The sequence below is a fragment of the Verrucomicrobiia bacterium genome (assembly GCA_036268055.1).
Lineage (GTDB): Bacteria > Verrucomicrobiota > Verrucomicrobiia > Limisphaerales > Pedosphaeraceae > DATAUW01.
On sequence record DATAUW010000036.1, the window covers coordinates 85,344 to 108,118 of the forward strand.

20 protein-coding genes are annotated in these 22,775 nt (G+C 55.9%); 13 read left to right on the forward strand and 7 right to left on the reverse strand.

What is annotated here, in order from left to right:
• Positions 1-49 precede the first annotated feature (49 nt).
• Positions 50-748, reverse strand: coding sequence for a response regulator (locus tag VH413_18650; protein HEX3800720.1), 699 nt, complete (start codon positions 746-748; stop codon positions 50-52).
• A gap of 579 nt (positions 749-1,327) precedes the next feature.
• Between VH413_18650 and kdpA the strand changes: the two genes are divergently transcribed.
• The 4 genes from kdpA to VH413_18670 all read left to right on the forward strand — a co-directional run bounded on the left by kdpA (position 1,328) and on the right by VH413_18670 (position 6,247).
• On the forward strand, positions 1,328-3,106 hold the full coding sequence (gene kdpA / locus VH413_18655; GenBank protein ID HEX3800721.1) for a potassium-transporting ATPase subunit KdpA: 1,779 nt from the start codon (positions 1,328-1,330) through the stop codon (positions 3,104-3,106).
• 26 nt (positions 3,107-3,132) lie between these two features.
• Entirely contained in the window at positions 3,133-5,217 is a 2,085-nt protein-coding gene (gene kdpB, locus VH413_18660) for a potassium-transporting ATPase subunit KdpB (protein HEX3800722.1), read from the forward strand.
• Between the two features lie 27 nt (positions 5,218-5,244).
• On the forward strand, positions 5,245-5,814 hold the full coding sequence (kdpC, locus tag VH413_18665; GenBank protein HEX3800723.1) for a potassium-transporting ATPase subunit KdpC: 570 nt from the start codon (positions 5,245-5,247) through the stop codon (positions 5,812-5,814).
• Between the two features lie 208 nt (positions 5,815-6,022).
• The gene (locus VH413_18670; GenBank protein HEX3800724.1) at positions 6,023-6,247 is read left to right on the forward strand and encodes a DUF433 domain-containing protein; all 225 of its coding nucleotides are present in this window, start codon (positions 6,023-6,025) and stop codon (positions 6,245-6,247) included.
• Between the two features lie 434 nt (positions 6,248-6,681).
• On the opposite strand, the gene VH413_18675 is transcribed toward VH413_18670, so the two are convergent.
• From VH413_18675 to VH413_18695, 5 genes are all read right to left on the reverse strand, one after another.
• Entirely contained in the window at positions 6,682-8,088 is a 1,407-nt protein-coding gene (locus VH413_18675) for an efflux transporter outer membrane subunit (GenBank protein ID HEX3800725.1), read from the reverse strand.
• A gap of 374 nt (positions 8,089-8,462) precedes the next feature.
• Positions 8,463-11,648: an efflux RND transporter permease subunit gene (locus VH413_18680; protein ID HEX3800726.1), complete on the reverse strand. Its 3,186-nt coding sequence runs from the start codon at positions 11,646-11,648 to the stop codon at positions 8,463-8,465.
• Between the two features lie 11 nt (positions 11,649-11,659).
• Complete coding sequence (locus VH413_18685) at positions 11,660-12,832, reverse strand: efflux RND transporter periplasmic adaptor subunit (protein HEX3800727.1); 1,173 nt, start codon at positions 12,830-12,832, stop codon at positions 11,660-11,662.
• Between the two features lie 40 nt (positions 12,833-12,872).
• Positions 12,873-13,550 (reverse strand): helix-turn-helix domain-containing protein, encoded by a 678-nt coding sequence (locus tag VH413_18690; GenBank protein HEX3800728.1) that lies wholly within the window; start codon positions 13,548-13,550, stop codon positions 12,873-12,875.
• Positions 13,551-13,945: 395 nt separating this feature from the next.
• Positions 13,946-14,494 carry a YcxB family protein gene (locus VH413_18695; GenBank protein ID HEX3800729.1) on the reverse strand — a complete coding sequence of 183 codons (549 nt, stop codon included), beginning with the start codon at positions 14,492-14,494 and terminating at the stop codon, positions 13,946-13,948.
• 572 nt (positions 14,495-15,066) lie between these two features.
• On the opposite strand from VH413_18695, the gene dnaK reads away from it, so the two are divergent.
• From dnaK to VH413_18740, 9 genes are all read left to right on the forward strand, one after another.
• Positions 15,067-17,019 (forward strand): molecular chaperone DnaK, encoded by a 1,953-nt coding sequence (gene dnaK / locus VH413_18700; GenBank protein ID HEX3800730.1) that lies wholly within the window; start codon positions 15,067-15,069, stop codon positions 17,017-17,019.
• A gap of 35 nt (positions 17,020-17,054) precedes the next feature.
• Positions 17,055-17,735 carry a hypothetical protein gene (locus VH413_18705; GenBank protein HEX3800731.1) on the forward strand — a complete coding sequence of 227 codons (681 nt, stop codon included), beginning with the start codon at positions 17,055-17,057 and terminating at the stop codon, positions 17,733-17,735.
• A gap of 13 nt (positions 17,736-17,748) precedes the next feature.
• Positions 17,749-18,417 carry a hypothetical protein gene (locus tag VH413_18710; GenBank protein ID HEX3800732.1) on the forward strand — a complete coding sequence of 223 codons (669 nt, stop codon included), beginning with the start codon at positions 17,749-17,751 and terminating at the stop codon, positions 18,415-18,417.
• Positions 18,418-18,511: 94 nt separating this feature from the next.
• On the forward strand, positions 18,512-18,805 hold the full coding sequence (gene groES / locus VH413_18715) for a co-chaperone GroES (protein HEX3800733.1): 294 nt from the start codon (positions 18,512-18,514) through the stop codon (positions 18,803-18,805).
• A gap of 29 nt (positions 18,806-18,834) precedes the next feature.
• Positions 18,835-20,487 (forward strand): chaperonin GroEL, encoded by a 1,653-nt coding sequence (gene groL / locus VH413_18720; GenBank protein ID HEX3800734.1) that lies wholly within the window; start codon positions 18,835-18,837, stop codon positions 20,485-20,487.
• A 128-nt stretch (positions 20,488-20,615) separates the two neighbouring features.
• Positions 20,616-20,810 (forward strand): type II toxin-antitoxin system HicA family toxin, encoded by a 195-nt coding sequence (locus VH413_18725; protein ID HEX3800735.1) that lies wholly within the window; start codon positions 20,616-20,618, stop codon positions 20,808-20,810.
• Positions 20,807-21,142 carry a toxin-antitoxin system HicB family antitoxin gene (locus tag VH413_18730; GenBank protein ID HEX3800736.1) on the forward strand — a complete coding sequence of 112 codons (336 nt, stop codon included), beginning with the start codon at positions 20,807-20,809 and terminating at the stop codon, positions 21,140-21,142. Before VH413_18725 ends, VH413_18730 begins: the two co-directional genes overlap by 4 nt.
• Before the next feature lie 86 nt (positions 21,143-21,228).
• Positions 21,229-21,441, forward strand: coding sequence for a DUF433 domain-containing protein (locus VH413_18735; protein ID HEX3800737.1), 213 nt, complete (start codon positions 21,229-21,231; stop codon positions 21,439-21,441).
• Positions 21,442-21,774 (forward strand): DUF5615 family PIN-like protein, encoded by a 333-nt coding sequence (locus tag VH413_18740; GenBank protein HEX3800738.1) that lies wholly within the window; start codon positions 21,442-21,444, stop codon positions 21,772-21,774.
• 3 nt (positions 21,775-21,777) lie between these two features.
• Here the strand turns inward: VH413_18740 and VH413_18745 are convergent, their stop codons facing one another.
• A complete protein-coding gene (locus tag VH413_18745) occupies positions 21,778-22,755 on the reverse strand; it encodes a DUF2950 domain-containing protein (protein ID HEX3800739.1) in 978 nt (325 codons plus the stop codon).
• Between the last annotated feature and the right edge of the window lie 20 nt (positions 22,756-22,775).

Here is a 22,775-nt window from a genome sequence, read left to right on the forward strand (position 1 = left end):
AAAACCCGGCGTGAAACTGCCGCAGTCACATTCCAGTTAGACGCAATATTCATGCAGGCTTGGGAGAAGTGGAATCCAGCAAGGCCCATTGATAACTTAGTTTGGGTGCGATCTTGCTGAGGTTTTGGAAATCCACGGGTTTGACGATGTAGGCAGCGGCACCCAATTCCAAGGCGCGCTGGATGTGTTCATCCTTGCGAGAAATCGTGAGGACGACGACTTGAATGTGCCGCGTGCGGGCATCTTCCTTGATCTGGCGAAGCACCTCGAGGCCGTGAACTTTTGGAAGATTTAAATCCAGCAAAAGCACTTGCGGACTTTGCTCAATACGACGGGTAGCGTACTGGCGGCGGCAGAATACAAAATCCAGCGCAGCGGCGCCATCGCGCACGACGAGAACGCGGTTGCTCAAGCCATCGCGCCGGAGCCCTTCGAGCGTGAGTTCGGCATCAGTGGGGTTGTCCTCGACGAGCAGGACATCCACAAGCTGGCCGGGGAGCGTGACGTATTGCTCAACCTGGCGGCGGACTTCCGCGCGGGCAAAAAGCGCCTCGATCGAAATGCCCAACGCTGTCGAGAGCTTGTAAATCGTTTCCAGCGAAAGATTGCGCGCGCCACGCTCGATGTCGGTAATATAAGTACGATGCAAACTGGCGCGCTCGGCGAGGATTTCTTGGGACAAACCTTGCCGGGTGCGCTCAAACCGCACCGCTGCACCGAATTTTTTTTTGGTTTCCAGGATGTGCATCGTAGGCAATTATCGCTGAGCCATGAGTTTAGGGAGTTGTACGAGGCGCATCTACAGACTATAAGTGACGAAATTGAATTTTAGGTGATCGCATGATATTCGCGATTTAACGGACCGGTTAAGCGCACGAAATTGGAAATGCTTCCCACCCTGGATCTCCGCTCATTCCAATAACTCTTAAACGCACTACTAATAAAACACGTTTTTCCAAGGCGTTGTTACGCCTGAAGTGAGTCCGGCTCAAGAAATAATTTTAACGACACGCCGAAAGCTGGATATTTAATGGTTTGGAAATCCAGGGATCAACCTGGCTAACCGAGGCTAAAGAGCAGTTATTAGAAGACGGCTTGCTTTATAGAAATCATTTTGCGGAGGAGAAAAAAATGTGTTTGGCGGGACGCCGAACATTGCACGCGGGACGCGGGCGCTACCTCAAACCTACTTCGATTTCATTCACGAAAATAATAGAGTTGGTTTTTTACTCTATAATCATAGTTAATGCTATTTTAATAATCTTTTTACGCTTCCAGCCGGGATTTTAACTACCGAAGACCCTCCAACCGCGCTTACGTTGCGGCCATGAAAGTAAATGAAATCATTCAGATCGTGCTCTTCTTCGGAATCGGGATCGCGCTGACGCCCTTGCTCGGCCGCTTCATGGCGCGGGTGTTCAAAGGGGAGCGGACGATTCTCCATCCCCTGCTCGCGCCGGTGGAAAATTTCATTTACCGGCTGAGCGGGGTGGACCCCGCCGAGGAGATGCATTGGCTCAATTATTTTTGGGCCGTGCTGGTTTTCACGCTCGTGGGGTTCGCGTCGCTGATGGTTTTGTTGATGACGCAACAATGGCTGCCGCTCAACCCGCAAAAAATCCCGAACTGCACCTGGCACCTCGCCTTCAACACGGCGTGGAGTTTCGCCTGCAATGCTGATTGGCAATCCTACAGCGGCGAATCCACGATGAGTTATTTTTCCCAGACCATCGGGCTTTCCGTGCATCAATTCCTCAGCGGCGCGGGCGGTCTGGCGGTGCTGGTCGCGGTCGGGCGCGCGCTCAAACGCGCCAGCGCAAAAACCATCGGCAACTTCTGGGTGGACCTCACCCGCGCGCTGCTTTACATCGTGATCCCATTCTCGATCCTGTGGGCGATTCCGCTGGCGTGGCAAGGCGTTCCGCAAACCTGGAAGCCTTATACCGACGCGCAACTCGTCGAGCCTTACACGACGCAAGTCGCGAAGCTCGATGACAAGGGTCAGCCCGTCTTGACCAATGGCGTCGCCGTCATGGTGGACCAGCGCGTGACGACGCAAAGCATTCCCGCGGGCCCGGTCGCCTCATTTGAATCGTGCAAGCAGCTTTTCACCAATGGCGGCGGTTATTACGGCGTCAACAGCGCGCACCCGCTTGAAAATCCCACGCCGCTTTCGAATTTTCTCGAGCTGCTGGCGATCATCGTTTTCCCGATGGCGCAGGTTTACATGTTTGGTTTGCTCATCGGCAATGTGCGCCATGCGTGGTGCCTGTATGCGGTCATGCTCACATTTTTCGTGGCGTCGTTTGCCATCGGCTGGTACGCGGAGACGCGGCCCAATCCGATCGTCCAAAATCTTTCGCCGCCGATGGAGGGCAAGGAGCAGCGCTTCGGCGTGATGAACAGTGTGTTGTGGGGCGTGGCCTGCACGGCGATTGACAACGGCTCCGTGAATTCCATGCATGATAGTTGGATGCCGCTGGCGGGCATGATGCCCATGTGGAACATCCTCGTCGGCGAAATCATTTTCGGCGGCATCGGTTGTGGAATGTATTGCCTGCTGTTCCACATTCTGATCGCGGTGTTCATCGCCGGGTTGATGATCGGCCGGACGCCGGAATATCTCGGCAAAAAACTGGGCGCCTGGGAGGCAAGCTGGGCGGTGGTCGGGGTGCTTCTGCCGAGCGTCGCGTGCCTTATCCCGGCGGCCATATCGTGCATGATTCCCGCCGGGCTTTCGAGCATGAACAACGGCGGGCCGCACGGCTTGAGCGAAGTTCTGTACGCGTTCGGCGAGGCCGCGAACAATAACGGCAGCGCGTTCGCCGGACTTAACGCGAACACGCCCTGGTACAACGTCGCCCTCGGCATCGCGATTGTAATCGGACGTTTCGCGCCGATCGTTGCGGCCCTGGCCATCGTTGGGCGGCTGGCTTCGCGCAAAACGGTTGAAGCCTCGGCGGGCACGCTGCCGACGCACGGCTGGACGTTCGGCCTCACGCTCGCGGGCGTGATCGTCATCGTGGCCGCGCTCACGTTCTTCCCGGTGTTGTGCCTGGGACCGATCGTCGAGCACGGGTTGATGCTGGCGGGGCGGACATTTTAATCACCAAATTTTCACGGAGAATTTTTATGAGCGCCAAAACCGACTTCAAATATTCCGAACTCATCACCAGTGCGCTGGTGGCGTCGTTCAAGAAACTGCATCCGCGCGATGAGCTAAAAAATCTCGTCATGTTCGTGGTGTATCTCGGCTCGATCATCACGACGGTGTTTTTGTTCCTGCCGCACCAGTTCAACCTGTTCAACGGGCAGATTTGTTTCTGGCTTTGGTTCACCTGCCTGTTCGCAAATTTCGCGGAGGCCATGGCCGAGGGGCGCGGCAAGGCGCATGCGGATGCCTTGCGCAAGATGCGCACGAAAACGATGGCGCGCAAACTCGTCAACGGAAAGGAAGTTTCCGCGCCCGGGCATGAATTGAAAATTGGCGAACTGTTCGTCTGCGAAACGGGAGACACCATCGCGGCGGACGGCGAAATCGTCGAGGGCATTGCCACGGTGGACGAATCGGCCATCACGGGCGAGTCCGCGCCGGTCGTGCGCGAAAGCGGCGGCGACCGCAGCGCCGTGACCGGGGGCACGCGCGTGATCAGCGACCGCATCGTCGTGCGTGTGACCGCGGAACAAGGCAATTCGTTTCTCGACCGCATGATCCAAATGATCGAGGGCGCGCGCCGCCAAAAGACGCCGAATGAAATCGCCTTGAACGTCGTGCTGGTGAGCTTGACGGCGCTGTTCATCGTCGTGGTGGCGGTGTTGCCGCCGTTCGCGCGCTACAACGAACGCGCCGCCGGACAGCACGACGTGGTGCTCACGAGCATTCCCGTTCTCCTCGCGCTGATCGTGTGCCTGATTCCCACGACCATCGGCGGTTTGTTGAGCGCCATCGGCATCGCGGGCATTGACCGGTTGATGCGGCGCAATGTGCTGGCGACGAGCGGCCGCGCCGTTGAAGCGGCGGGCGACGTAGATGTGTTGCTGCTCGACAAGACCGGCACGATCACCCTGGGCAATCGTATGGCGACGGAATTTGTGCCCGCGCCGGGCGTGACGGTGGAAGAATTGGCGGACGCGGCGCAACTGGCGTCGCTCGCCGATGAAACGCCGGAAGGCCGGTCCATTGTCGTGCTGGCGAAGGAGAAATATAATTTGCGCGGGCGCGACGTGGCGGAAGCGAACACGGTGTTTGTGCCCTTCACGGCGCAGACGCGCATGAGCGGCCTGGATTTTGGCGATGGTAAAGGCGCGGTGAAACGGCGCATTCGCAAAGGTGCGGCCGACGCCGTGAAACAATTCGCCGCGGATTACGGCGGCAAGGCGGACAAGTCCGTTTCCGATCAGGCGGACGCCATCGCGCGGCAAGGTGCGACGCCCTTGCTCGTCGCCGACGGGCCGCGTGTGCTGGGCGTGATCTGCCTCAAGGACGTGGTGAAAGGCGGCATCAAGGAACGCTTTGGCCAACTGCGCCGAATGGGCGTGAAGACGATCATGATCACCGGCGACAATCAGTTGACGGCGACGGCCATCGCGGCAGAGGCGGGCGTGGACGATTTCATCGCGCAAGCCAAGCCCGAGGACAAGCTCGCGCGCATCCGCCAGGAACAGGCGGGCGGGAAATTGATCGCGATGATCGGCGACGGCACCAACGACGCGCCCGCGCTGGCGCAGGCCGACGTGGGCGTGGCGATGAACACCGGCACCCAAGCCGCGCGCGAGGCCGGCAACATGGTGGACCTCGACAGCAATCCGACGAAGCTCATCGAAGTCGTGGAGATCGGCAAACAACTGCTGATGACCCGCGGGGCGCTGACGACCTTCAGCATCGCTAATGATGTTTCAAAATATTTCGCGATTCTGCCGGCGATGTTCGGCGTGCTTTACGCGACCCAGATCGGCGGGCGCGGGCCGCTGGATAAATTGAACATCATGTATCTGCATTCGCCGGAGAGCGCGATTTTGAGCGCGGTGATTTTCAACGCGCTGATCATCGTGGCGCTGATTCCGCTGGCGTTGCGCGGCGTGAAATATCGCGCGCTCGGCGCGGCGGTCATCCTGCGCAATCACATGCTGATTTACGGATTGGGCGGCGTCATCGTGCCCTTCGTAGCGATCAAGTTGATTGATATGGCGCTGGTGGCAATTCATCTGGCCCCGTGATTTTTAAAACAAAGCGAAAGGAAATTTATGTTGAAACTTATTTTGCAATCCATCCGCCAGATTGTGGTCTGGACAGTCGCCGTCGGCGTGGTGTATCCGCTGTTCGTCACCGTCGTCGCGCAGTTGGCGTTTAAAGATCAGGCGGAAGGCAGTCTTGTCACTCGCGATGGAAAAGTGATGGGCTCGGCATTGCTCGCGCAACAATTCCAGGGGACGAATTATTTTTGGCCGCGTCCCAGCGCGGGCTCGTATGGTACGGTGCCATCGGGCGCGAGCAATCTCGGGCCGACCAGCGGGCAACTGCGCACGAACGTAATGAATAATATTGCGGCGATGCAGACGGCCCACAACTTGCCGACGAACGCGCCGGTGCCGGCGGATTTGGTGTTCACGTCCGCGAGTGGATTGGACCCGCACATCAGCCCGGAAGCGGCGCGGTTTCAGATCGCACGCGTCGCGGCGGCGCGCGGGATGAAGGAGGAAGACGTGAAAACCTTGGTCGAGAAATTTGTCGAGCCGCCGCAATGGGGTTTCCTCGGCGAGGCGCGGGTGAATGTTCTGATGCTCAACCTCGCGCTGGATCAGATGAAGAAATGATCGTGCCGCGGATGTTGTGAACGTCTGGGGTTTATTCTTTTTTGATGCAGAGGCGCAAAGGCGCAGAGACGCAGAGAAAAACAAGACAGGAGCCACGGATGGAACATTGATTTTTGAAGTTGTCCTTTTCGACGTTCAATGCGTGTTTCACCTGTGCGAAATCTTTTCCTAGCTTGTTGTATGACCGGGAATGAAGTAAACTGGAACCATGAAATTATTGGAGCGGATTACAGTGGAACCCGGCAAGTGCGGCGGCCAGCCCTGCATCCGCGGCAAGAGGATGCGCGTCACCGACATTCTTGACCTGTTAAGCCACGGCGCAAGTCACCAGGAAGTCCTGGAGGATTATTCCTTTCTCGAACCGGAAGACATTTTAGCCGCCATCGCTTACGCCTCTCGCTTGACGGACCATGTCGTGCTTACGAGCGCGTGAATTTCCTGGTGGACAATCAGCTTCCGGAAGCTCTTTGCCGTTTCTTTGTCGCGCACGGCCATCAATCCAGCCATGTGTTAAGCCTTCACCTAGACTAAGCGTCCGATCTCGAAATTTGGAGCTACGCCATTGCTGGCAACTGGATCGTCGTCACCAAGGACGAGGATTTTCTCCATCTTGCCAACCGGCAGGGCGAAACGGGAAAATTGCTTTGGGTGCGAATTGGCAACTGCCGGAAACAAACCCTGTTGCAAGCTTTGGAAAAGGAGTTGCCGGCAATAGTCAGAGCCTTTGATGAGGCCTTTCGGGTCGTGGAAATTCGCTAAGAATTCAAGACACGGTTACTTCACCAAACGCTTTCCAACCGGCCTTCAATTCTTTCCCTCGCTGCTCCGCGTTAAATGGAAATGGTCGAAATCCATTGCCCACTAAAACTACTTCACCTTCTCGCCGGGTTTGAGTTCGATTTCCCAGCCGCCGCCGAGAGATTTGTACAGAGCGACGAGGGCGGTGGCGGTGCGGGTGTTGCTTTGCGCAAGTTGGTCCTGCGCCTGGAAAAGCACACGCTCGGCGTCGAGGACGGTGAGGAAATCCGTCGCGCCGTTTTCATAACGCTGGCGCGCGAGTGACGCAGCGCTGCGGCTGGCGGCTTCCGATTCGCGGAGAAAATCGCGGCGGGCTTGTTCGCGCGAATAATTGACAAGGGCATTTTCCGTTTCTTCAAGCGTCGTCAATACGGTGCGTTGATACATGGCAAGCGCGGCGTCGGCGCGGGCATCGGCGGCGAGCATGCGGGCGCGGACGTGGCCGTAATCCAAGGCTGACCACGTGATGCTCGGGCCGAACGACCAGGTGTCCGCCCCGCCTTTAACGAGACCACTGAGCTTGGTGGCTTCAAGCGACCAGTTGCCGTTGAAAGTCACGCGCGGAAAAAGATCGGCGGTGGCGACCCCGATGCGGGCGGTGGCGGCGGCGAGCGAGCGTTCCGCAGAGCGCACGTCGGCGCGGCGGCGCAGGAGAGTTTCGGGGTTGCTGATGGCGATGAGCGACGGCATTTCCATGAAAGGCCGCGGGTCTTTGAGTTCAGCCGTGAGCGCGGTTGGCGGTTGCCCAGTGAGAACACTGAGGCGGTGCGTGGCACGCGCAACTTCGGCCTGCAACGGCGGAATGTCGGCGAGGGTGTTGTTCAACTGGGCGCGGGCGCGGTCCACGTCGAGTTGCGTGCCGCGGCCGCCGTCGCGCGTGTCCTCGGTGATCTTCAAAGTCTGCCGCTGGTTGTCGGCATTTTGTTCGGCGGTGATGAGTTCGCCTTGCGCGCCGAGCAACTCGAAATAATTTCGCGCGACTTCGGAGATGACCGAGACCAAAATATCGCGGCGATTGGCCACGGCGGCTTGCACTTCATCGCTGCTGGCCTCGACCGAGCGGCGGACGCGGCCAAAGATGTCGAGTTCCCAGGTGGCATCGAAACCCGCGTCGTAAAGTTCAAGATGGCGGGACGTGCTCGTGCCGCCGGTCGGCACGAAAGCGCGGCTGTATTGGGTGTCGGTATAACTGGCATTACCGTTGGCGACCGGCAGCAAATCAAACACGGCGCTGTTCCGCAACGCGCGGGCTTCGCGAAGATTCGCGGTGGCGATGCGCAGGTCGTGGTTGCCGGCGCGGGCCATTTCCACAAGTTTCGTGAGTTCGGGATCGTTGAAGCCCTGCCACCAGGCGATGGCAGTTTCGTTGGTGGAAAGATTGGTTTGCGCGCCGTTCTCGAATGCGGAATCCACCTTGATTTTCGGCGGATGATAATTCGGCCCGACGGCGCAACCCGCGAGCAAAACAATCAACAAAATAATTCCACTGAGTTGAAAACTTTTCCGGAGCGAATCGTGCAACCAAGATTGTTTGGGGGAGCGCACGCGCCCTCGCGTGCAGTGGTCGGCGCCCTCGCCGGACACATCCTGGGGAAAGGCGGATACGTCCTTAAATAGAATAGGCCTTTCGGACTGACTGGCGAGGGCGCCAGTCAGAGCACGCGAGGGCGCGTGCGCTCCCCGGGAATGGCGGAAACCGCTTGCTTTGGACGTCACCAACGATTTTGCCGCTTTCCTTAAACGCGATCCAAAAAAGGTAAAGCTATGCTTACTTCTCCGGGACAAATTAGGTTCAGACTCCGGGCAGATTTTATTTTTCACGATGGAATGGAAGTTCATAGGCGTGCCGGTTACGAGTGGGTGGGCGCAGCGCCGGGATTGGCGGCGACGGCGGGAGCGGCGGATTTTCTCCGGTCGGTGAACCAGCGGATGACATAATAAAATACCGGCGTGAGGAAGATGCCGAAGAACGTCACGCCCAACATGCCGCTGAACACGGCGGTGCCGAGTGCCTGGCGCATTTCCGAACCGGCGCCTTTCGCGAGCACGAGCGGCACGACGCCGAAGATGAACGCGAACGACGTCATCAAGATCGGACGCAAACGCAGACGGCTGGCGTCAATCGCGGCATCGCGTCGCGACAGTCCGTGGTCTTGCCGCTGCTTGGCGAATTCGACGATGAGAATCGCGTTTTTGCACGCGAGGCCGACCAGCACGACGAACCCGACCTGGGTGAAAATATTATTATCCATGCCGCGGAAGAAAACGCCAGTGAGCGCGCACAACAAACACATCGGCACGATCAAGATGATGGCGAGCGGCAGCGACCAGCTTTCATAAAGCGCCGCGAGCGTGAGGAACACGAACAACACGCACAGCGGAAAGACGAACACGGCGGTGTTGCCCGCGAGAATTTCCTGGAGCGTCAGTTCGGTCCACTCGATGGCCATGCCCGGCGGCAGGTTGTCGCGCGCGATGCGTTCCATCGCGGTCACAGCTTCGCCGGAACTCACGCCCGGCGCAGCGCTGCCGTTCATCTCGGCGGAGGGATACATATTATAACGGACAATTTTGTCGGGGCCGGTGATTGGCTTGACCGTGACCAAGGAGCCGAGCGGAACCATCTGGCCATCGGCGGTGCGGGTCTTGAGATTGAGAATGTCATTGGGTTCGCGGCGGAATTGCGAATCGGCCTGCGCGGTGACCTGATAGGTGCGGCCGAACAAATTGAAATCGTTCACGTAAAGCGAGCCGAGATAAACCTGCAACGTATCGAAAACATCGCTGAGCGGGACGCCCATCGTCTTGGCTTTGGAACGATTGATGTCCACGTAAAGTTGCGGCACGCTGGCGCGGAAGGTGGTGTAAGTTCCAGCAAGCGATTTGTCGTTATTCGCCGCGCCCATGAGTTGATAAGAAGCGGCTTGCAGCGCGTTCAGGTCCGCGCCGGAGCGGTCTTCGACCTGCAATTTAAATCCACCGACGACGCCGAGGCCATTGACGGCTGGCGGCGGGAACACGAGCACGACGCCTTCCTGAATTCCCGCGAAGCGCTTGCGCAATTCATTGACGATGTTATCGCTCGACAAACCTTTGCCGAGACGTTCGTCGGGCGGATCGAGGATGAGGAAGATCGTGCCAGCGTTGGGGCTGGCGGTGAGGCTGCTCGCGGAAAGTCCGGCGAGATCAATCGTGGCCAGCACACCGGGAACTTTGCGGGCAATCGCGCTGAGGCGATCCACGACGGCTTCCGTGCGTTCAAGCGAGGCGGCATCGGGCAACTGCGTGACGATGACGACGTAGCCCTTGTCCTGCGGCGGAATGAAACCGGTCGGGACGGTCTTAAAACCAAAATAAGTGAGACACAGCAAACCGAGATAAACCACAAACGCGACGGCGCTCAAGCGGATGAGTCCGCCGACGATGCGGCCATAACCATTCGTGGTGCTCGTGAACACGCGGTTGAAGCCGCGGAAGAACCAGCCGAAAGTTGTGTTGAGGAATTTTGAGAACCAATCAGGTTTGGCATCGTGCGGCTTGAGCAGGATGGCGCACAGTGCGGGACTGAGCGTGAGGGAATTGAAAGTTGAGATGAGCGTCGAGACGGCAATCGTCAGCGCGAACTGGCGATAGAATTGGCCGGTGATGCCGCTGATGAACGCCGTGGGAATGAACACCGCGCAAAGCACGAGGCCGACTGCGACCACCGCGCCGCTGACTTCGTCCATCGCGCGCCGCGTGGCTTCGTGCGGTTCGTAGCCAAGCGCAATATTACGCTCGACGTTTTCGACGACGACGATGGCGTCATCCACGACGATGCCGATGGCGAGCACGAGGCCGAAGAGCGAAAGATTGTTGAGCGAGAAACCCATCGCCGCCATCGCGGCGAAAGTTCCGATCAACGAAACCGGAACGGCGAGCAAGGGAATGATCGAGGCGCGCCAGCTTTGCAGGAAGATGACGACCACGAGCACGACGAGAATCATCGCCTCCATGAACGTGTGAAACACGGCGCGGATGGAATCGCGGGTGAAGCCGGTGGTATCGAACACGATTTTATAATCAAGGCCGGGTGGGAAATTTTGCTTCAACTTTTCCATCAGCGCGTGGACGGCGTCGGAAGTTTCGAGCGAATTGGAACCGGGCAACTGGAAGATGCCGATGGTGGACGTGGGCTGGCCGTTGAGCTTGCTGTCCATGCTGTAATCGCGCGCGGCGAGTTCCACGCGGGCGACGTCACGGATGCGCGTGATCTCGCCATTTGCGCCGCTCTTGATGACGATGTCGCCAAATTGTTCCTCATTGGCAAGGCGGCCTTGCGCGCTCACGGCGAGTTGAAATGCGACGCCTTTGCCCATGGGTTGCTGGCCGATGGTGCCAGCGGCGACCTGGACATTTTGTTCACGAATGGCGTTGATGACGTCGTCAGCGGTGAGGTTGCGCGAGGCGATTTTTTCGGGATCGAGCCACACGCGCATCGCATAATCGCGCGCACCGAAAACCGTGACGAGACCCACGCCGGGCAAACGCGCGATGGCGTCCTTCACTTGAAGGTACGCATAATTATCAATGTAGAGTTTGTCGAAGCGGCCATCGGGCGACGTGAGATTGACCACGAGCGTGATGTCGGGCGAACGCTTTTCCGTGGTCACACCGACGCGGCGGACTTCCTCGGGCAAACGCGGTTCGGCGACGGCGACGCGGTTTTGGACGAGCACCTGCGCCTTGTCAATGTCCGTGCCGAGCTTGAAGGTGACGGTGAGTTGCATGCTGCCGTCCGCGGCGCATTGGGCGGACATGTAGAGCATGTTTTCGACGCCGTTGACTTCCTGTTCGATGGGCGCGGCGACGGTCTCGGCGACGACCTGCGGGTTCGCGCCGGGATAGGTCGTGCTGACGACCACGGTGGGCGGCACGATGTCGGGGAATTGCGCGATGGGCAGCTTGAAAATGGCCAGCGCGCCGACGATCACGATCGCGATGGAGAGCACCGACGCGAAGATCGGGCGGTTGATGAAGAAGTGGGAGAATTTCATGATGCCTCGAATTATTGGGCGGCAACGGGCGTGGCCGTGGCACCGGGGGTAGCGCGAGTGGCCGTGACTTTCACGCCGGGACGCACGGACATGAGGCCGTTCACGATGACCCAGTCGTTGGATGCGAGACCGTCACGCACGAGGCGCAGGCCATCAATGATGGGGCCAAGCGTGATTTTTTTGTATTCGACGGTGTTCGTCTCGCTGACGGTATAGACAAATTTTTGGCCTTGGTCGGTGCCGACGGCTTCGTCGGGAATCAACAGGCCGGAATGTTTCGCGCTGCCGGGAATGCGCACGCGGGCGAAATAGCCGGGCTGCAAAATATGTTCGGGGCCGGGATTGGTGAACGTGCCGCGGATGCGCAACGTGCCGGTGGTGGGGTCAACCATGTTGTCCACGAAATCAATGATGCCTTTGTGCGGATAATTGGTTTCATTCTGGAGTTCGAGTTCGCAGGCGACTTTGCCGCCGTTGAAATTTTCATTACCGTCTTGCGCGAGTTGGCGATATTTGAGGACCGCGCCTTCGTCGGCATCAATGTAACAATAGATGGGGTCGAGCGAGACGATGGTGGTGAGCAAGGTGGATTGGCCCTGGTTGCCATTGACGAGATTGCCCTCGGTGATGAGCTTGCGGCCGATGCGGCCATCAATCGGCGAGGTGATGTGGGTGTATTCGAGATTGAGCTTGGCGGTCTCGTTCATGGCGCGCGAGGATTGCAGGCTGGCGTCCATTTGCTGGACCATTTTGCTGCGCGAATCGGCTTCCTCTTCGGAAATGGCTTTGGCTTTCAACAGGCGGTCGGCGCGGGCGAGGTCGTTGGAGGCGAGTTCGAGTTTGCTTTCCATTTGCGCGATGTCGGAAGCGGTGCGGTCCACTTCGGCCTGGTATTGGCGCGGATCAATGACGAAGAGCAGGTCGCCTTTTTTGACTTCGGCGCCGTCCTTGAAATGCACGGACTCGAGGTAGCCGCTCACGCGGGCGCGCACCTCGACCATGTCCACGGCTTCGAGGCGGCCGGGAAATTCATCCCACTCCACAACTTCGCGCTGGATGGGTTGATTGGCGGTGACGGCGGCGGGCGGGCGTTCGGCAGCGGGTGGCGGCTTGGAGCAACCGGCGGCGAGGAGCGCGATGGTGGCCAAAGTAGCCAAAATGGCAAAGAGGAGTCGTTGTTTCATAGTAAATGGTGAATGGTCACTCACTGGTGTCATAAATAAATCAGGCTTCGCTGAAGGACAGCGCGAGCGCGTTGGGGTTGTAATAGGTGGCGATGGCTTTATCGGTGAGGCCCATGCCACGCAAGGCGAACCAGACGACTTGGTTCAAAAGTTCTTCGGGCGAGGCTTTGTAATCGGTGGCCGGTTTGGCGGGCAAATTCACGAGCGCGAGCCATGCGCCAACGTGATAGGCGAAGAGCGCGCTGTTGCTTTTGCTGACGGGGCTCGGGACGGCATCGCCCGCGCGGACGGCGGCGGTGAGGCAGGCTTCCATCTGCGAGAAGAAACAGCCGAATCGATTTTTGTAAGCGAGCCGCGCGAAAGTGCCGTCTTCAAGAAAGCTTTTAAGCATGAGCCGATGGCGCGTGTCCCATTCGATCTTGCCCGCGGGCCGGCCGAGCACGAGGGCGCGCATGAGAAAATAAACGAGATGCACGAGCGTGGAAGCAGAGGGCTTGAGGTCGGCGAGACGTTGCGAAATGGCGTCGGTGGCCTGGCAACTGTAATTCTGGATCTCGGTGTAGAGCGCTTCCTTGCCGGGAAAATGTTTGTAGAGCAGCGGCTCGGAGACACCGGCGGCGCGGGCGAGTTCCTTGGTGGTGGTCTCGGCGAAGCCCTGGCGCGCAAAAAGCGGGAGCGCGGCCTTCACGATGGCCACCTTCCGATCTTTTGCTGTCATGCGCCGTTTATTTTTCAAGCGGCGCGTAAGTTAGTGCGTGCTAACTTGGGTGTCAAAGATTTTTTTTTGGCGGTTTTTTTAGCCACGGATGGAACACGGGAGAAACACGGATGGGATTTTTTACCGCGGAGACGCGGAGGCGCGGAGAGAAGGGGAATTAAAAATGGGGGCGGAGTTTTCAATGGGAGGCGGTGGTGGATGCGGTTGGGAATATTTGTTCCCTTGATTGGGGGATGGGCTTGCCTCGCTGCGCTCGGGATAGTTTTTTAGAAGGAATTGTGGATCCTCCCGGCTTAGGCCGGGGGGTTAATGAGAAGGGGTAGGTTTAGGGATGCGTGAATTAGTCAGCAGGTAAAGTCATCGTTGAAAGGACATTTGCAGCGCGGCCTCGGGTCCTAAAAATTTTGTTTTGGCGAAACGTGGGCCTTGATTTGATTTTTGAAATCTGCGGCGGCGGCGGGTGATGGGAAGCAACGCCGAGGAATGTAATGAACGATATTTCCACCGACGTATAAAAATATGAATCCTCCTGCGTCGCGCATTTTATGAAAACCTTTCCACAGATGAATGGATTCGCTGGTTTCCGATCGGGCGACCAAGGCATCCTCACGAATTATAATTTCTTGTTTGCCCAGGACTCCCAAGGATTGGCTGGAAAAGAGCAAGGCGATCTGAACAACAATTTGCAACGCTATCATAAAACCCAGTATTCCGCAGAATGCGATTATAAAGAAAAATGTTTCGAACAAAATTGGGTTGGGTGACTTCCCTGGTCCGGGTGGATTGATGGCCGGTAGCGCTATGCTAAAAAATAAAATCATGCCGACGAGGAAGCGGTTCTGGGTAATGCCCCACAGACGGCATTGCAAAAGATCCCAGCGATTTAAATTGAAAGTGATTGAAACAGGCGCCGGAGCAGTCGAAGGCGTGGGTGGTGGATTCATAGCGGCGTTCACGAAAGCAGTGGGGAACGAGGTGGTCAATAGTGTTGTTGCGAGGCGTTGGGGGAATGTTACGGCTCGCTAGTACGCTCGCCCTCCCTTAGTGGGGGCGCGATCGGTGGGCGGAGACGGCGGTGGAGGGATTGGGTTTCTTTCTCCCCTAACTTTGATGGCGCGGGGTGATGGGGTGTGGTAGGGTTTCCTGGTTCTTTGAAGGAGGACTTGGCGGTTGGGGACGTGGAAAATGGCGTCGCCGAAGCAAGGTTCCTCCAAGGCGATTTAGGCGCTCGTAAGCGAGCCAAAAGTCCGCCTTGGCTCGGATAAATTCGCGTTGGCTCGGATAAGTTCGGATAAGTTCGCTTAAGAGCGGGTAAACTTTTGTGTGCCACTGAGTGTGCCATGTCACACTGCTTGGGCCATAATGGCTCTATTCTGAGAGTTATTTTTACTCGATGAATGGCCTTAAAATTTATCTAAACTGTTAGTCATCAATCTACTGTGACTTTCCTGCCGATTGTGGCATTGCCGCTGCTCTAACTTCCTCGACTGTTTAACTACAATTTTAAAACGAATTTATGGCTAAAGTACTAGGAATTGATTTAGGAACGACGAACTCCTGCATGGCCGTGATGGAAGGCGGCGAGCCGTCGGTTTTGGAAAACTCGGAAGGCAAACGCACGACACCATCGGTCGTGGCTTTCACGAAGACGGGCGAACGCGTGGTCGGTGATGCCGCCAAACGGCAGGCCGTCACGAATTCGCGCAATACGATTTATTCCATCAAGCGTTTCATGGGCCGCAAGTTTGATGAAATCCAGGAGGAAATCAAACGCGTGCCTTATAAAGTGGTGCGCGCATCGAATGGCGACGCCGCGGTGGAAGTGGAAGTGGACGGCAAGCCGAAGCAATTCAGCCCGCCGGAAATTTCCGCGATGATCTTGAGCAAGCTCAAGGCCGACGCCGAAACGCGTCTCGGTGAAAAAATCACTCAAGCGGTCATCACCGTGCCCGCGTATTTCAATGATTCGCAACGCCAGGCCACGAAGGATGCGGGACGCATCGCGGGGCTGGAAGTGTTGCGCATTATTAACGAACCGACGGCGGCTTCGCTGGCGTATGGTTTGGACAAGAAAAAGGATGAGAAGATCGCCGTGTATGATTTGGGCGGCGGCACGTTCGATATTTCGGTGCTGGAAATCGGCGATGGTGTTTTCGAAGTGAAGGCGACCAACGGCGATACGCATCTCGGCGGTGATGATTGGGACAATAAGATCATTGATTTCATCCTCGACGAATTCAAAAAGGAACAGGGCATGGATTTGCGCAAGCAGCCGGACGCCCTCCAGCGCATCAAGGAAGAAGCTGAGAAAGCGAAGATCGCGCTGTCCAGTTCGCAAGTTTATGACATCAATCTGCCGTTCATCACGGCGGATGCCAGCGGGCCGAAGCATATTCAGGTCAAGCTGACCCGCGCGAAGATGGAACAGCTTTGCGATGATCTTTTCGAGCGCACCATCAAGCCGGTGAAAGATTGCTTGAAGGACGCGGATATTGCGGCGGAGAAAATTGATGAACTCGTGCTCGTCGGCGGCATGACCCGTATGCCTCGCGTGGTGGAAACCGCGCACAAGCTGGTCAGCAAGCCACCGCATCAGGGCGTGAACCCGGATGAAGTTGTCGCGATCGGCGCGGGCATCCAGGGCGGCGTGCTCAAGGGTGAAGTGAAAGACGTGCTGTTGCTCGACGTGACCCCGCTCTCGCTGGGCATCGAGACGCTCGGCGGCGTGTTCACGAAATTGATCGAGCGCAATACGACGATCCCGACGCGCAAATCGGAAATCTTTTCGACGGCGGCGGACAATCAGCCGGGCGTGGAAATCCACGTGTTGCAAGGCGAACGCCAGTTTTCGAAGGACAACAAGACGATTGGCAAGTTCAAGCTCGATGACATTCCGCCCGCTCCGCGCGGCATGCCGCAGATCGAAGTTGGTTTCGATATTGACGCCAACGGCATCCTGCACGTGACCGCGAAGGACCTGGGCACGGGCAAAGAGCAGAAGATCACCATCACGGCGAGCAGTGGCCTCTCGAAGGACGAGATCGAGAAGATGCGCAAGGACGGCGAACTCCACGCGGAGGAAGATCGCCAGCGCAAGGAAGAGATCGAGGCGCGCAACGAGGCCGACAATGCGGTGTATCGTTCGGAAAAAATGTTGAAGGACAACAAGGACAAGATTTCCGACGGCGACCGCAGCAACATCGAGACAGCCGTCAACGGCGTGAAGGAAGCGTTGAAGGGAACCGATGCCGGCGCGATCAAAGCCGCGAGCGACAAGCTCAATGAAACCTGGCAGACCGTCAGCGCGGAACTCTACAAAGCCGCCGCTGAAAAGGCGCAGGCAAACAAGGGCGCGGCCCCGAGCGCCGAGGCTGGACCGCAGCCGGGCGCGGACGGACAGCCGCACGCCGAAGGCAAGCCGGATGAAGGTCCGATCATTGACGCCGAAGTCGTTGACGAAAAGAAATAATTAAACCCAAGCAGCACAACATATGAACTGATAATATGCCCGAAAGACAAGTCCCCCGAATTTCCATCAACAAGCTAGGTGAGTACTTGGTTGCGACTCCCAGCCGTCGCCGGGCTATTATAAAGGAACAAAAATATCCGGCCGCTTATCGCGTATCTTGGTATTCTCAAGCTGACCACGCCATTTCAGATTGGTTTTTAAGTCCAACACACGACAAAGCAATTCTTACAAACCATATTAACCAAATCGGCCAATTAGTAGCTTTAAAGGAACAAGAACGACAAAGAAATCAAAATTGCGTCGAAGCGATTATCGCCTTTGGAAAAATCGCTGACGGTTTGGATTTGGCCGATGTTGAGGTTATTGAATGTCGGCACGGAGCTTCAAAACTATTAATAGCGGGAGTGGAAATCAGTGTCAGGCCAGAATTTATTCTAAGACGTTCGAAGGATGGCCAATCTGAAATTGGAATAGAGAAAATTTATTTTTCTAAGAATAATCGGCTAACTGAAGATTCGGGTGCATATGTGGCCGCGCTGGTTCGGCGTTATGCTGAAGAATATTTGATGTCCCAAGGCCAGGTAAATTATCGAAATTGCAGCGTGTTAGACGTATTTGGAGAAAGGATTTTTTGCTCTCCTCGCTTAATGTCCAGGAAATTGCAAGATGTTGAATCGGCTTGCCAAGAAATTGCTGCGCGATGGGATACTATCTGAGAAGTGATCTCTAATGACAAACATAATTCCAGAGATTACAAATGCGATCACCCCTATCAATGGGTTGGATGTGGTCAAACAGGTAAACGATTTTTACTCGACATCCTTTACCCAATTATTGGTTTTCTTTTCAATAGTTAGCACGATTGGATGTGTTGTTATTCCAATACTCGCCCAGTGGTATCAAAAAAATCAATTAAAGATTCGCGAAAAAGAGTTAGCGCTTGAGCTTAAACGGCTTGTAGAAGAAAAGACAAAAAAATTTGTGGCCGAAATGGACAAAAAATTTGAGGAAGAAAAAAAAACTATAGCATCGTCATTGGCGGAAAATGTCACTTTGATCGAAAAGCGTGCGACTAAAGCAGAAGGATACGTTTTTCAACTTCAGGGCAACGGCAACATTGAGCGTGGTGATTATGTTCAATCTTGTATTGATTACTTGGCCGCCGCTAGGTCTTATTGCAAGTGTAATAATGGTAGCAATTTACCCACGATTCTCAATATTTTATCTGATAAAATATTACCCAAGCTGAATATGGAACAGCTAAAGGAAGATGGACTAAGTGAGAGTATTGCATATCAACTTGAGGAAGTTTCAAAAACAAATCATAACGGCTTTTTAGATGTACTTTTGATTAAAACAAATGAGGCTTTCCGAAAAGCAAAAGAAAGACGTGGCTAGCCAGATCTGGCTAAAGATTTTCAAATTTTCCCGACCGCGAGTGTGGCGGGACTTGATTCAAACAAATCAACAAACCAAAAAACATAACTGAAATATGGCACTAAATGTAAAGCCTCTCGGTGACCGCATCCTCGTGGAAGCTGTCGAAGAGAAGGAAACCAAAAAGGGCGGCATCATCATTCCCGATTCCGCCAAAGAGAAACCCACGGAAAGCATCATCGTCGCCCTCGGCACCGGAAAGACCGATGACAACGGCAAGAAAGTCCCCTTCGAAGTGAAGAAGGGCGACCGCGTGCTGGTCTCCAAATACGGCGGCACGGAAATCAAATTGGACGGCAAGGAATACAAAATCCTGAACTCGGATGACATTCTCGCCGTCATCGAATAATCGCAACTCAACTAAAGGAAAATAATATTATGGCAGCAAAACAATTAGTATTCGACGAGGCAGCACGCCAAGCCCTGCTCAAGGGTGTGGAGAAGCTCAGCCGCGCCGTCAAGGCCACGCTCGGACCGAAAGGCCGCAACGTCGTCCTCGACAAAAAATTCGGCTCTCCCACCGTCACCAAGGACGGCGTGACGGTCGCCAAGGAAATCGAACTGGAAGACGCTTATGAAAACATGGGCGCCCAGATGGTCCGCGAAGTCGCGAGCAAGACCAGCGATACCGCCGGCGACGGCACCACGACCGCGACCGTTTTGGCCGAAGCGATTTATCGCGAAGGTTTGAAGAACGTGACCGCGGGCGCGAGCCCGATCAGCCTGCAGCGCGGCATTCAAAAGGCCGTTGACGCAGCGGTTGAACATCTCGGCAAAATTGCCAAGAAGGTCAAGGACAAGGAAGAGATCAAGCAGGTCGCGACGGTTTCTGCCAACTGGGACAACACGATCGGCGAGATCATTGCTGACGCGATGGATAAGGTCGGCAAAGACGGCACGATCACGGTCGAAGAAGCGAAGTCCATCGAAACGACGCTCGACGTGGTCGAGGGCATGCAGTTCGACAAGGGTTATCTCTCGCCTTACTTCGTCACCAACGCGGAAGCGATGGAAGCGAAGCTCGACGACGCCTACATCCTGAATTACGAGAAGAAAATCAGCAGCTTGAAGGATTTGCTGCCGGTGCTCGAAAAGGTCGCCAAGGTTGGCCGCCCGCTCCTGATCATCTCGGAAGACGTGGAAGGCGAAGCGCTCGCGACTTTGGTCGTGAACAAGCTGCGCGGCACGATCAATGTTTGCGCGGTCAAGGCCCCCGGCTTTGGCGATCGCCGCAAAGCGATGATGGAAGACATCGCCATCCTGACCGGTGGCAAATGCATCACCGAAGATTTGGGCTTGAAGCTTGAGTCTATCGGTTTGGAAGACCTCGGCCGCGCGAAATCCATCGTCGTGGACAAGGAAAACACGACCATCGTCGAAGGCGCCGGCAAGTCCTCGGAAATCCAGGGGCGCGTGAATCAAATCCGCCGCCAGATCGAAGAGACGACTTCGGATTACGACCGTGAAAAATTGCAGGAACGCCTGGCGAAGCTCGCCGGTGGCGTGGCCGTCATCAATGTTGGCGCTGCGACGGAAACGGAAATGAAGGAAAAGAAAGCGCGCGTGGAAGACGCGTTGCACGCGACTCGCGCGGCAGTCGAAGAAGGCATCGTGCCTGGCGGCGGCGTGGCGTTGATCCGTTGCCTCGCGGCCATTGAGGCGTTGAAGTTGCACGGCGACGAACAGATCGGCGCGGACATCGTGAAGCGCGCGGTGGAATCGCCGCTCCGCACGCTGGCGCACAACGCCGGTGTGGAAGGCTCGATCGTCATTCAGGAAGTCAAGAAACGCAAAGGCAACGAAGGTTATAACGTGGCGACGGACGAATACGTTGATCTCGTGAAGGCCGGCGTGGTGGATCCGAAGAAGGTGACCCGTTCGGCGCTGCAGAACGCGGCTTCGATCGCGGGATTGCTCCTGACGACTGAATGTCTGATCACGGAATTGCCGGAGAAGGAAAAGCCCGCGCCTGCTGGCGGCGGCCACGGCGGTCCTGGCGGCATGGGCGGCATGGGCGGCATGGACTACTAAGCAAGCCTCCGCTGGTAGAGCGGAACTGAACATTGGCGGGCGTGGAGAAATCTGCGCCCGCTTTTTTATTTTGGCGGCGAGAAATCATTCTTGACATTTCGGCAGGGTTAGTATCATAATGATACTAGATGCCGCGAAAAGTTCGCCAACTAATAGCTGAGCTTGAAAAGGCGAGTTTCGTGAATCGCGGCGGCAAGGGCAGTCATCGAAATTTTAAACATCCGAAAGGTCCCTATTGTACCATCTCGGGAAATCCCGGAGACGGCGCCAAACATTATCAGGAGCGACAAGTTCGCAGGAAGATTGAGGAGAGCCAAAAATGAAAGACAACCGCTCAACGCCATTTTTTTTGAAGATCATCGAGTGGAGCGACGCGGACAAATGTTATGTGGGAAGCGCGCCACCGCTCATCGGCCCATGCTGTCACGGAAAAAACGAGGCCAAGGTTTTCAAGGAGTTGACGGAAATCGTGGACGAATGGATCGCGATTTTCAAAAAGGACGGAACGCCTTTCCCGGAAATGGAGAAGAAAAAGTTCACGGGAAAGTTCATTGTCCGAATTGAACCTGAAGCGCACCGGCGATTGGCAGCGAAAGCCAAAGTGGAGGGCGAAAGTCTCAATCAATATGTCGCGCGACAGCTTGCGAAAGCTTAAGGCTTATTTTGGGCGCGCGCACCGAACTTGGAATCTTTTCCCGATTGTGAAGTTGTTATTTCTTCAAATATGGGTTAACTAGAGTCGTGAAATCGAACTCAGTCGTTCAGATTGACCCGGAAATTATGGGAGGCACTCCGTGTTTTTCCGGTACGCGTGTTCCGGTTCGCACATTGATTGATTATCTCGAAGGCGGCGATTCACTGGACGATTTTTTGGATGATTTTCCTACCGTGAGCCGGGAACAGGCAGTGGCTTTATTAGAAGAAGCGAGTGCATTATTGCTTCGCCCTGCCTAAATGCGAATCCTGATAGACGAATGTCTGCCGAAAAAGTTGACGCAGGATTTTCCTGGCCATGAGGTCCAGACAGTGCCTCGCGCAGGATGGGGTGGAATCAGTAATGGCAAGCTGCTCAAATTGATTTCTCAATCCAAAGCGTTTGATGTTTTTGTCACGATGGATAAAAACATGGAATATCAGCAAAGGGTCAAAGATTTACCATTTGCGGTGGTGGTATTGCGCGCAAAGTCCAACACACTGGAGGATACTCACCCTATTATGCCTGACGTTTTACGCGCGCTTACCAGCTTTCAGCCCGGCCATGTTTACTATTTCTCCAAGGCCGATTAGATTTTACCTATCCGTCACTTCTGTCCAGCTTGAATCGGGATCGTAAGTCGTCATCGCTTTGGCGCAGGCGGAAGATTTTTTGCCGAGGTTTTTTTGGTAGATTTTTCCCTGCTGATTCACGATGAAGGTCATGATACCGGTGTTGCCCCATTCCGCCGGCCACGCGACGAGCGCGAAGCCGCCGATCATGTGCCCATTCACGATGTAACAATATTTCCCCGCCGGCGCGTGTTTGCCTTCCTTCGTTAAAACCTTGAAATAATAACCGTGATACGGCGTCTGCTGATGGAAGGCATCGTCCTTTTCCGCGAGCAAACCGCTGCGATGATGATAGCCCTCGTCCCGCGCTTGCGCGACGAGCAGGCCCAGCGGACTTAACTCATCGTTCTCGCCGGGCGCGGGCCAATACAATCCATCGTGCGTGCCCGGTGTGCTGAAAAGATGCTGGGCATATTCGAGCACCTGATCGCCGTTGCGGTCTTGGGAGGCGTATTCGCGCTGGGCATCAACGTAGGCGCGGCAAACGTCCATTGCGCCCAACTCATTCCCGCCGATGCGGCGATTTAAAATTTCCTCGCGCCCGGCCGCCACGTCGAAAAACCATTTGCCATTGGCCTTCACCAGCGGAATCGGAAACGGCCACGCGTCGTTGCCGATTTCCAAATCGGCCTTGGTATCGGACTCATTGACCCAGGTCGTTTTTTCATTCAACCGGTCAACGAATTTATTAAAACCTTCGGTCGCCTGCACGATGTCGGGCGACATCAACTCGGCGCCTTCGGGCCCAAAAATGGCGTGAACCGCATTGGTGTCGCGCGCTTTTGCGGCATCGGTTAAAGCTTTAACGGCTTCATCGGGTGAATCGAATTGTTGTTCGCCGGCGGCGCACGCGATGTCGGGCGCGGCCAAAAACATACCGGCGACGGCCAGCCCGCAAGCCCAATTCGCACTTCGGCGCAAAGCTGAAAAATTTAATTTCATTGGCTGATAAAGTTTCGTGA

Coding starts and splice junctions, on each gene's coding strand:
- VH413_18690 (HEX3800728.1), bottom strand. CDS start 13,550: ATGACAGCAAAAGATCGGAAGGTGGCCATCGTGAAGGCCGCGCTCCCG.
- kdpC (HEX3800723.1), top strand. CDS start 5,245: ATGTTGAAACTTATTTTGCAATCCATCCGCCAGATTGTGGTCTGGACA.
- VH413_18725 (HEX3800735.1), top strand. CDS start 20,616: ATGCCGCGAAAAGTTCGCCAACTAATAGCTGAGCTTGAAAAGGCGAGT.
- VH413_18730 (HEX3800736.1), top strand. CDS start 20,807: ATGAAAGACAACCGCTCAACGCCATTTTTTTTGAAGATCATCGAGTGG.
- groES (HEX3800733.1), top strand. CDS start 18,512: ATGGCACTAAATGTAAAGCCTCTCGGTGACCGCATCCTCGTGGAAGCT.
- VH413_18710 (HEX3800732.1), top strand. CDS start 17,749: ATGACAAACATAATTCCAGAGATTACAAATGCGATCACCCCTATCAAT.
- dnaK (HEX3800730.1), top strand. CDS start 15,067: ATGGCTAAAGTACTAGGAATTGATTTAGGAACGACGAACTCCTGCATG.
- groL (HEX3800734.1), top strand. CDS start 18,835: ATGGCAGCAAAACAATTAGTATTCGACGAGGCAGCACGCCAAGCCCTG.
- VH413_18695 (HEX3800729.1), bottom strand. CDS start 14,494: ATGAATCCACCACCCACGCCTTCGACTGCTCCGGCGCCTGTTTCAATC.
- VH413_18680 (HEX3800726.1), bottom strand. CDS start 11,648: ATGAAATTCTCCCACTTCTTCATCAACCGCCCGATCTTCGCGTCGGTG.
- VH413_18740 (HEX3800738.1), top strand. CDS start 21,442: ATGCGAATCCTGATAGACGAATGTCTGCCGAAAAAGTTGACGCAGGAT.
- VH413_18650 (HEX3800720.1), bottom strand. CDS start 748: ATGCACATCCTGGAAACCAAAAAAAAATTCGGTGCAGCGGTGCGGTTT.
- VH413_18685 (HEX3800727.1), bottom strand. CDS start 12,832: ATGAAACAACGACTCCTCTTTGCCATTTTGGCTACTTTGGCCACCATC.
- VH413_18745 (HEX3800739.1), bottom strand. CDS start 22,755: ATGAAATTAAATTTTTCAGCTTTGCGCCGAAGTGCGAATTGGGCTTGC.
- kdpA (HEX3800721.1), top strand. CDS start 1,328: ATGAAAGTAAATGAAATCATTCAGATCGTGCTCTTCTTCGGAATCGGG.
- VH413_18670 (HEX3800724.1), top strand. CDS start 6,023: ATGAAATTATTGGAGCGGATTACAGTGGAACCCGGCAAGTGCGGCGGC.
- VH413_18705 (HEX3800731.1), top strand. CDS start 17,055: ATGCCCGAAAGACAAGTCCCCCGAATTTCCATCAACAAGCTAGGTGAG.
- kdpB (HEX3800722.1), top strand. CDS start 3,133: ATGAGCGCCAAAACCGACTTCAAATATTCCGAACTCATCACCAGTGCG.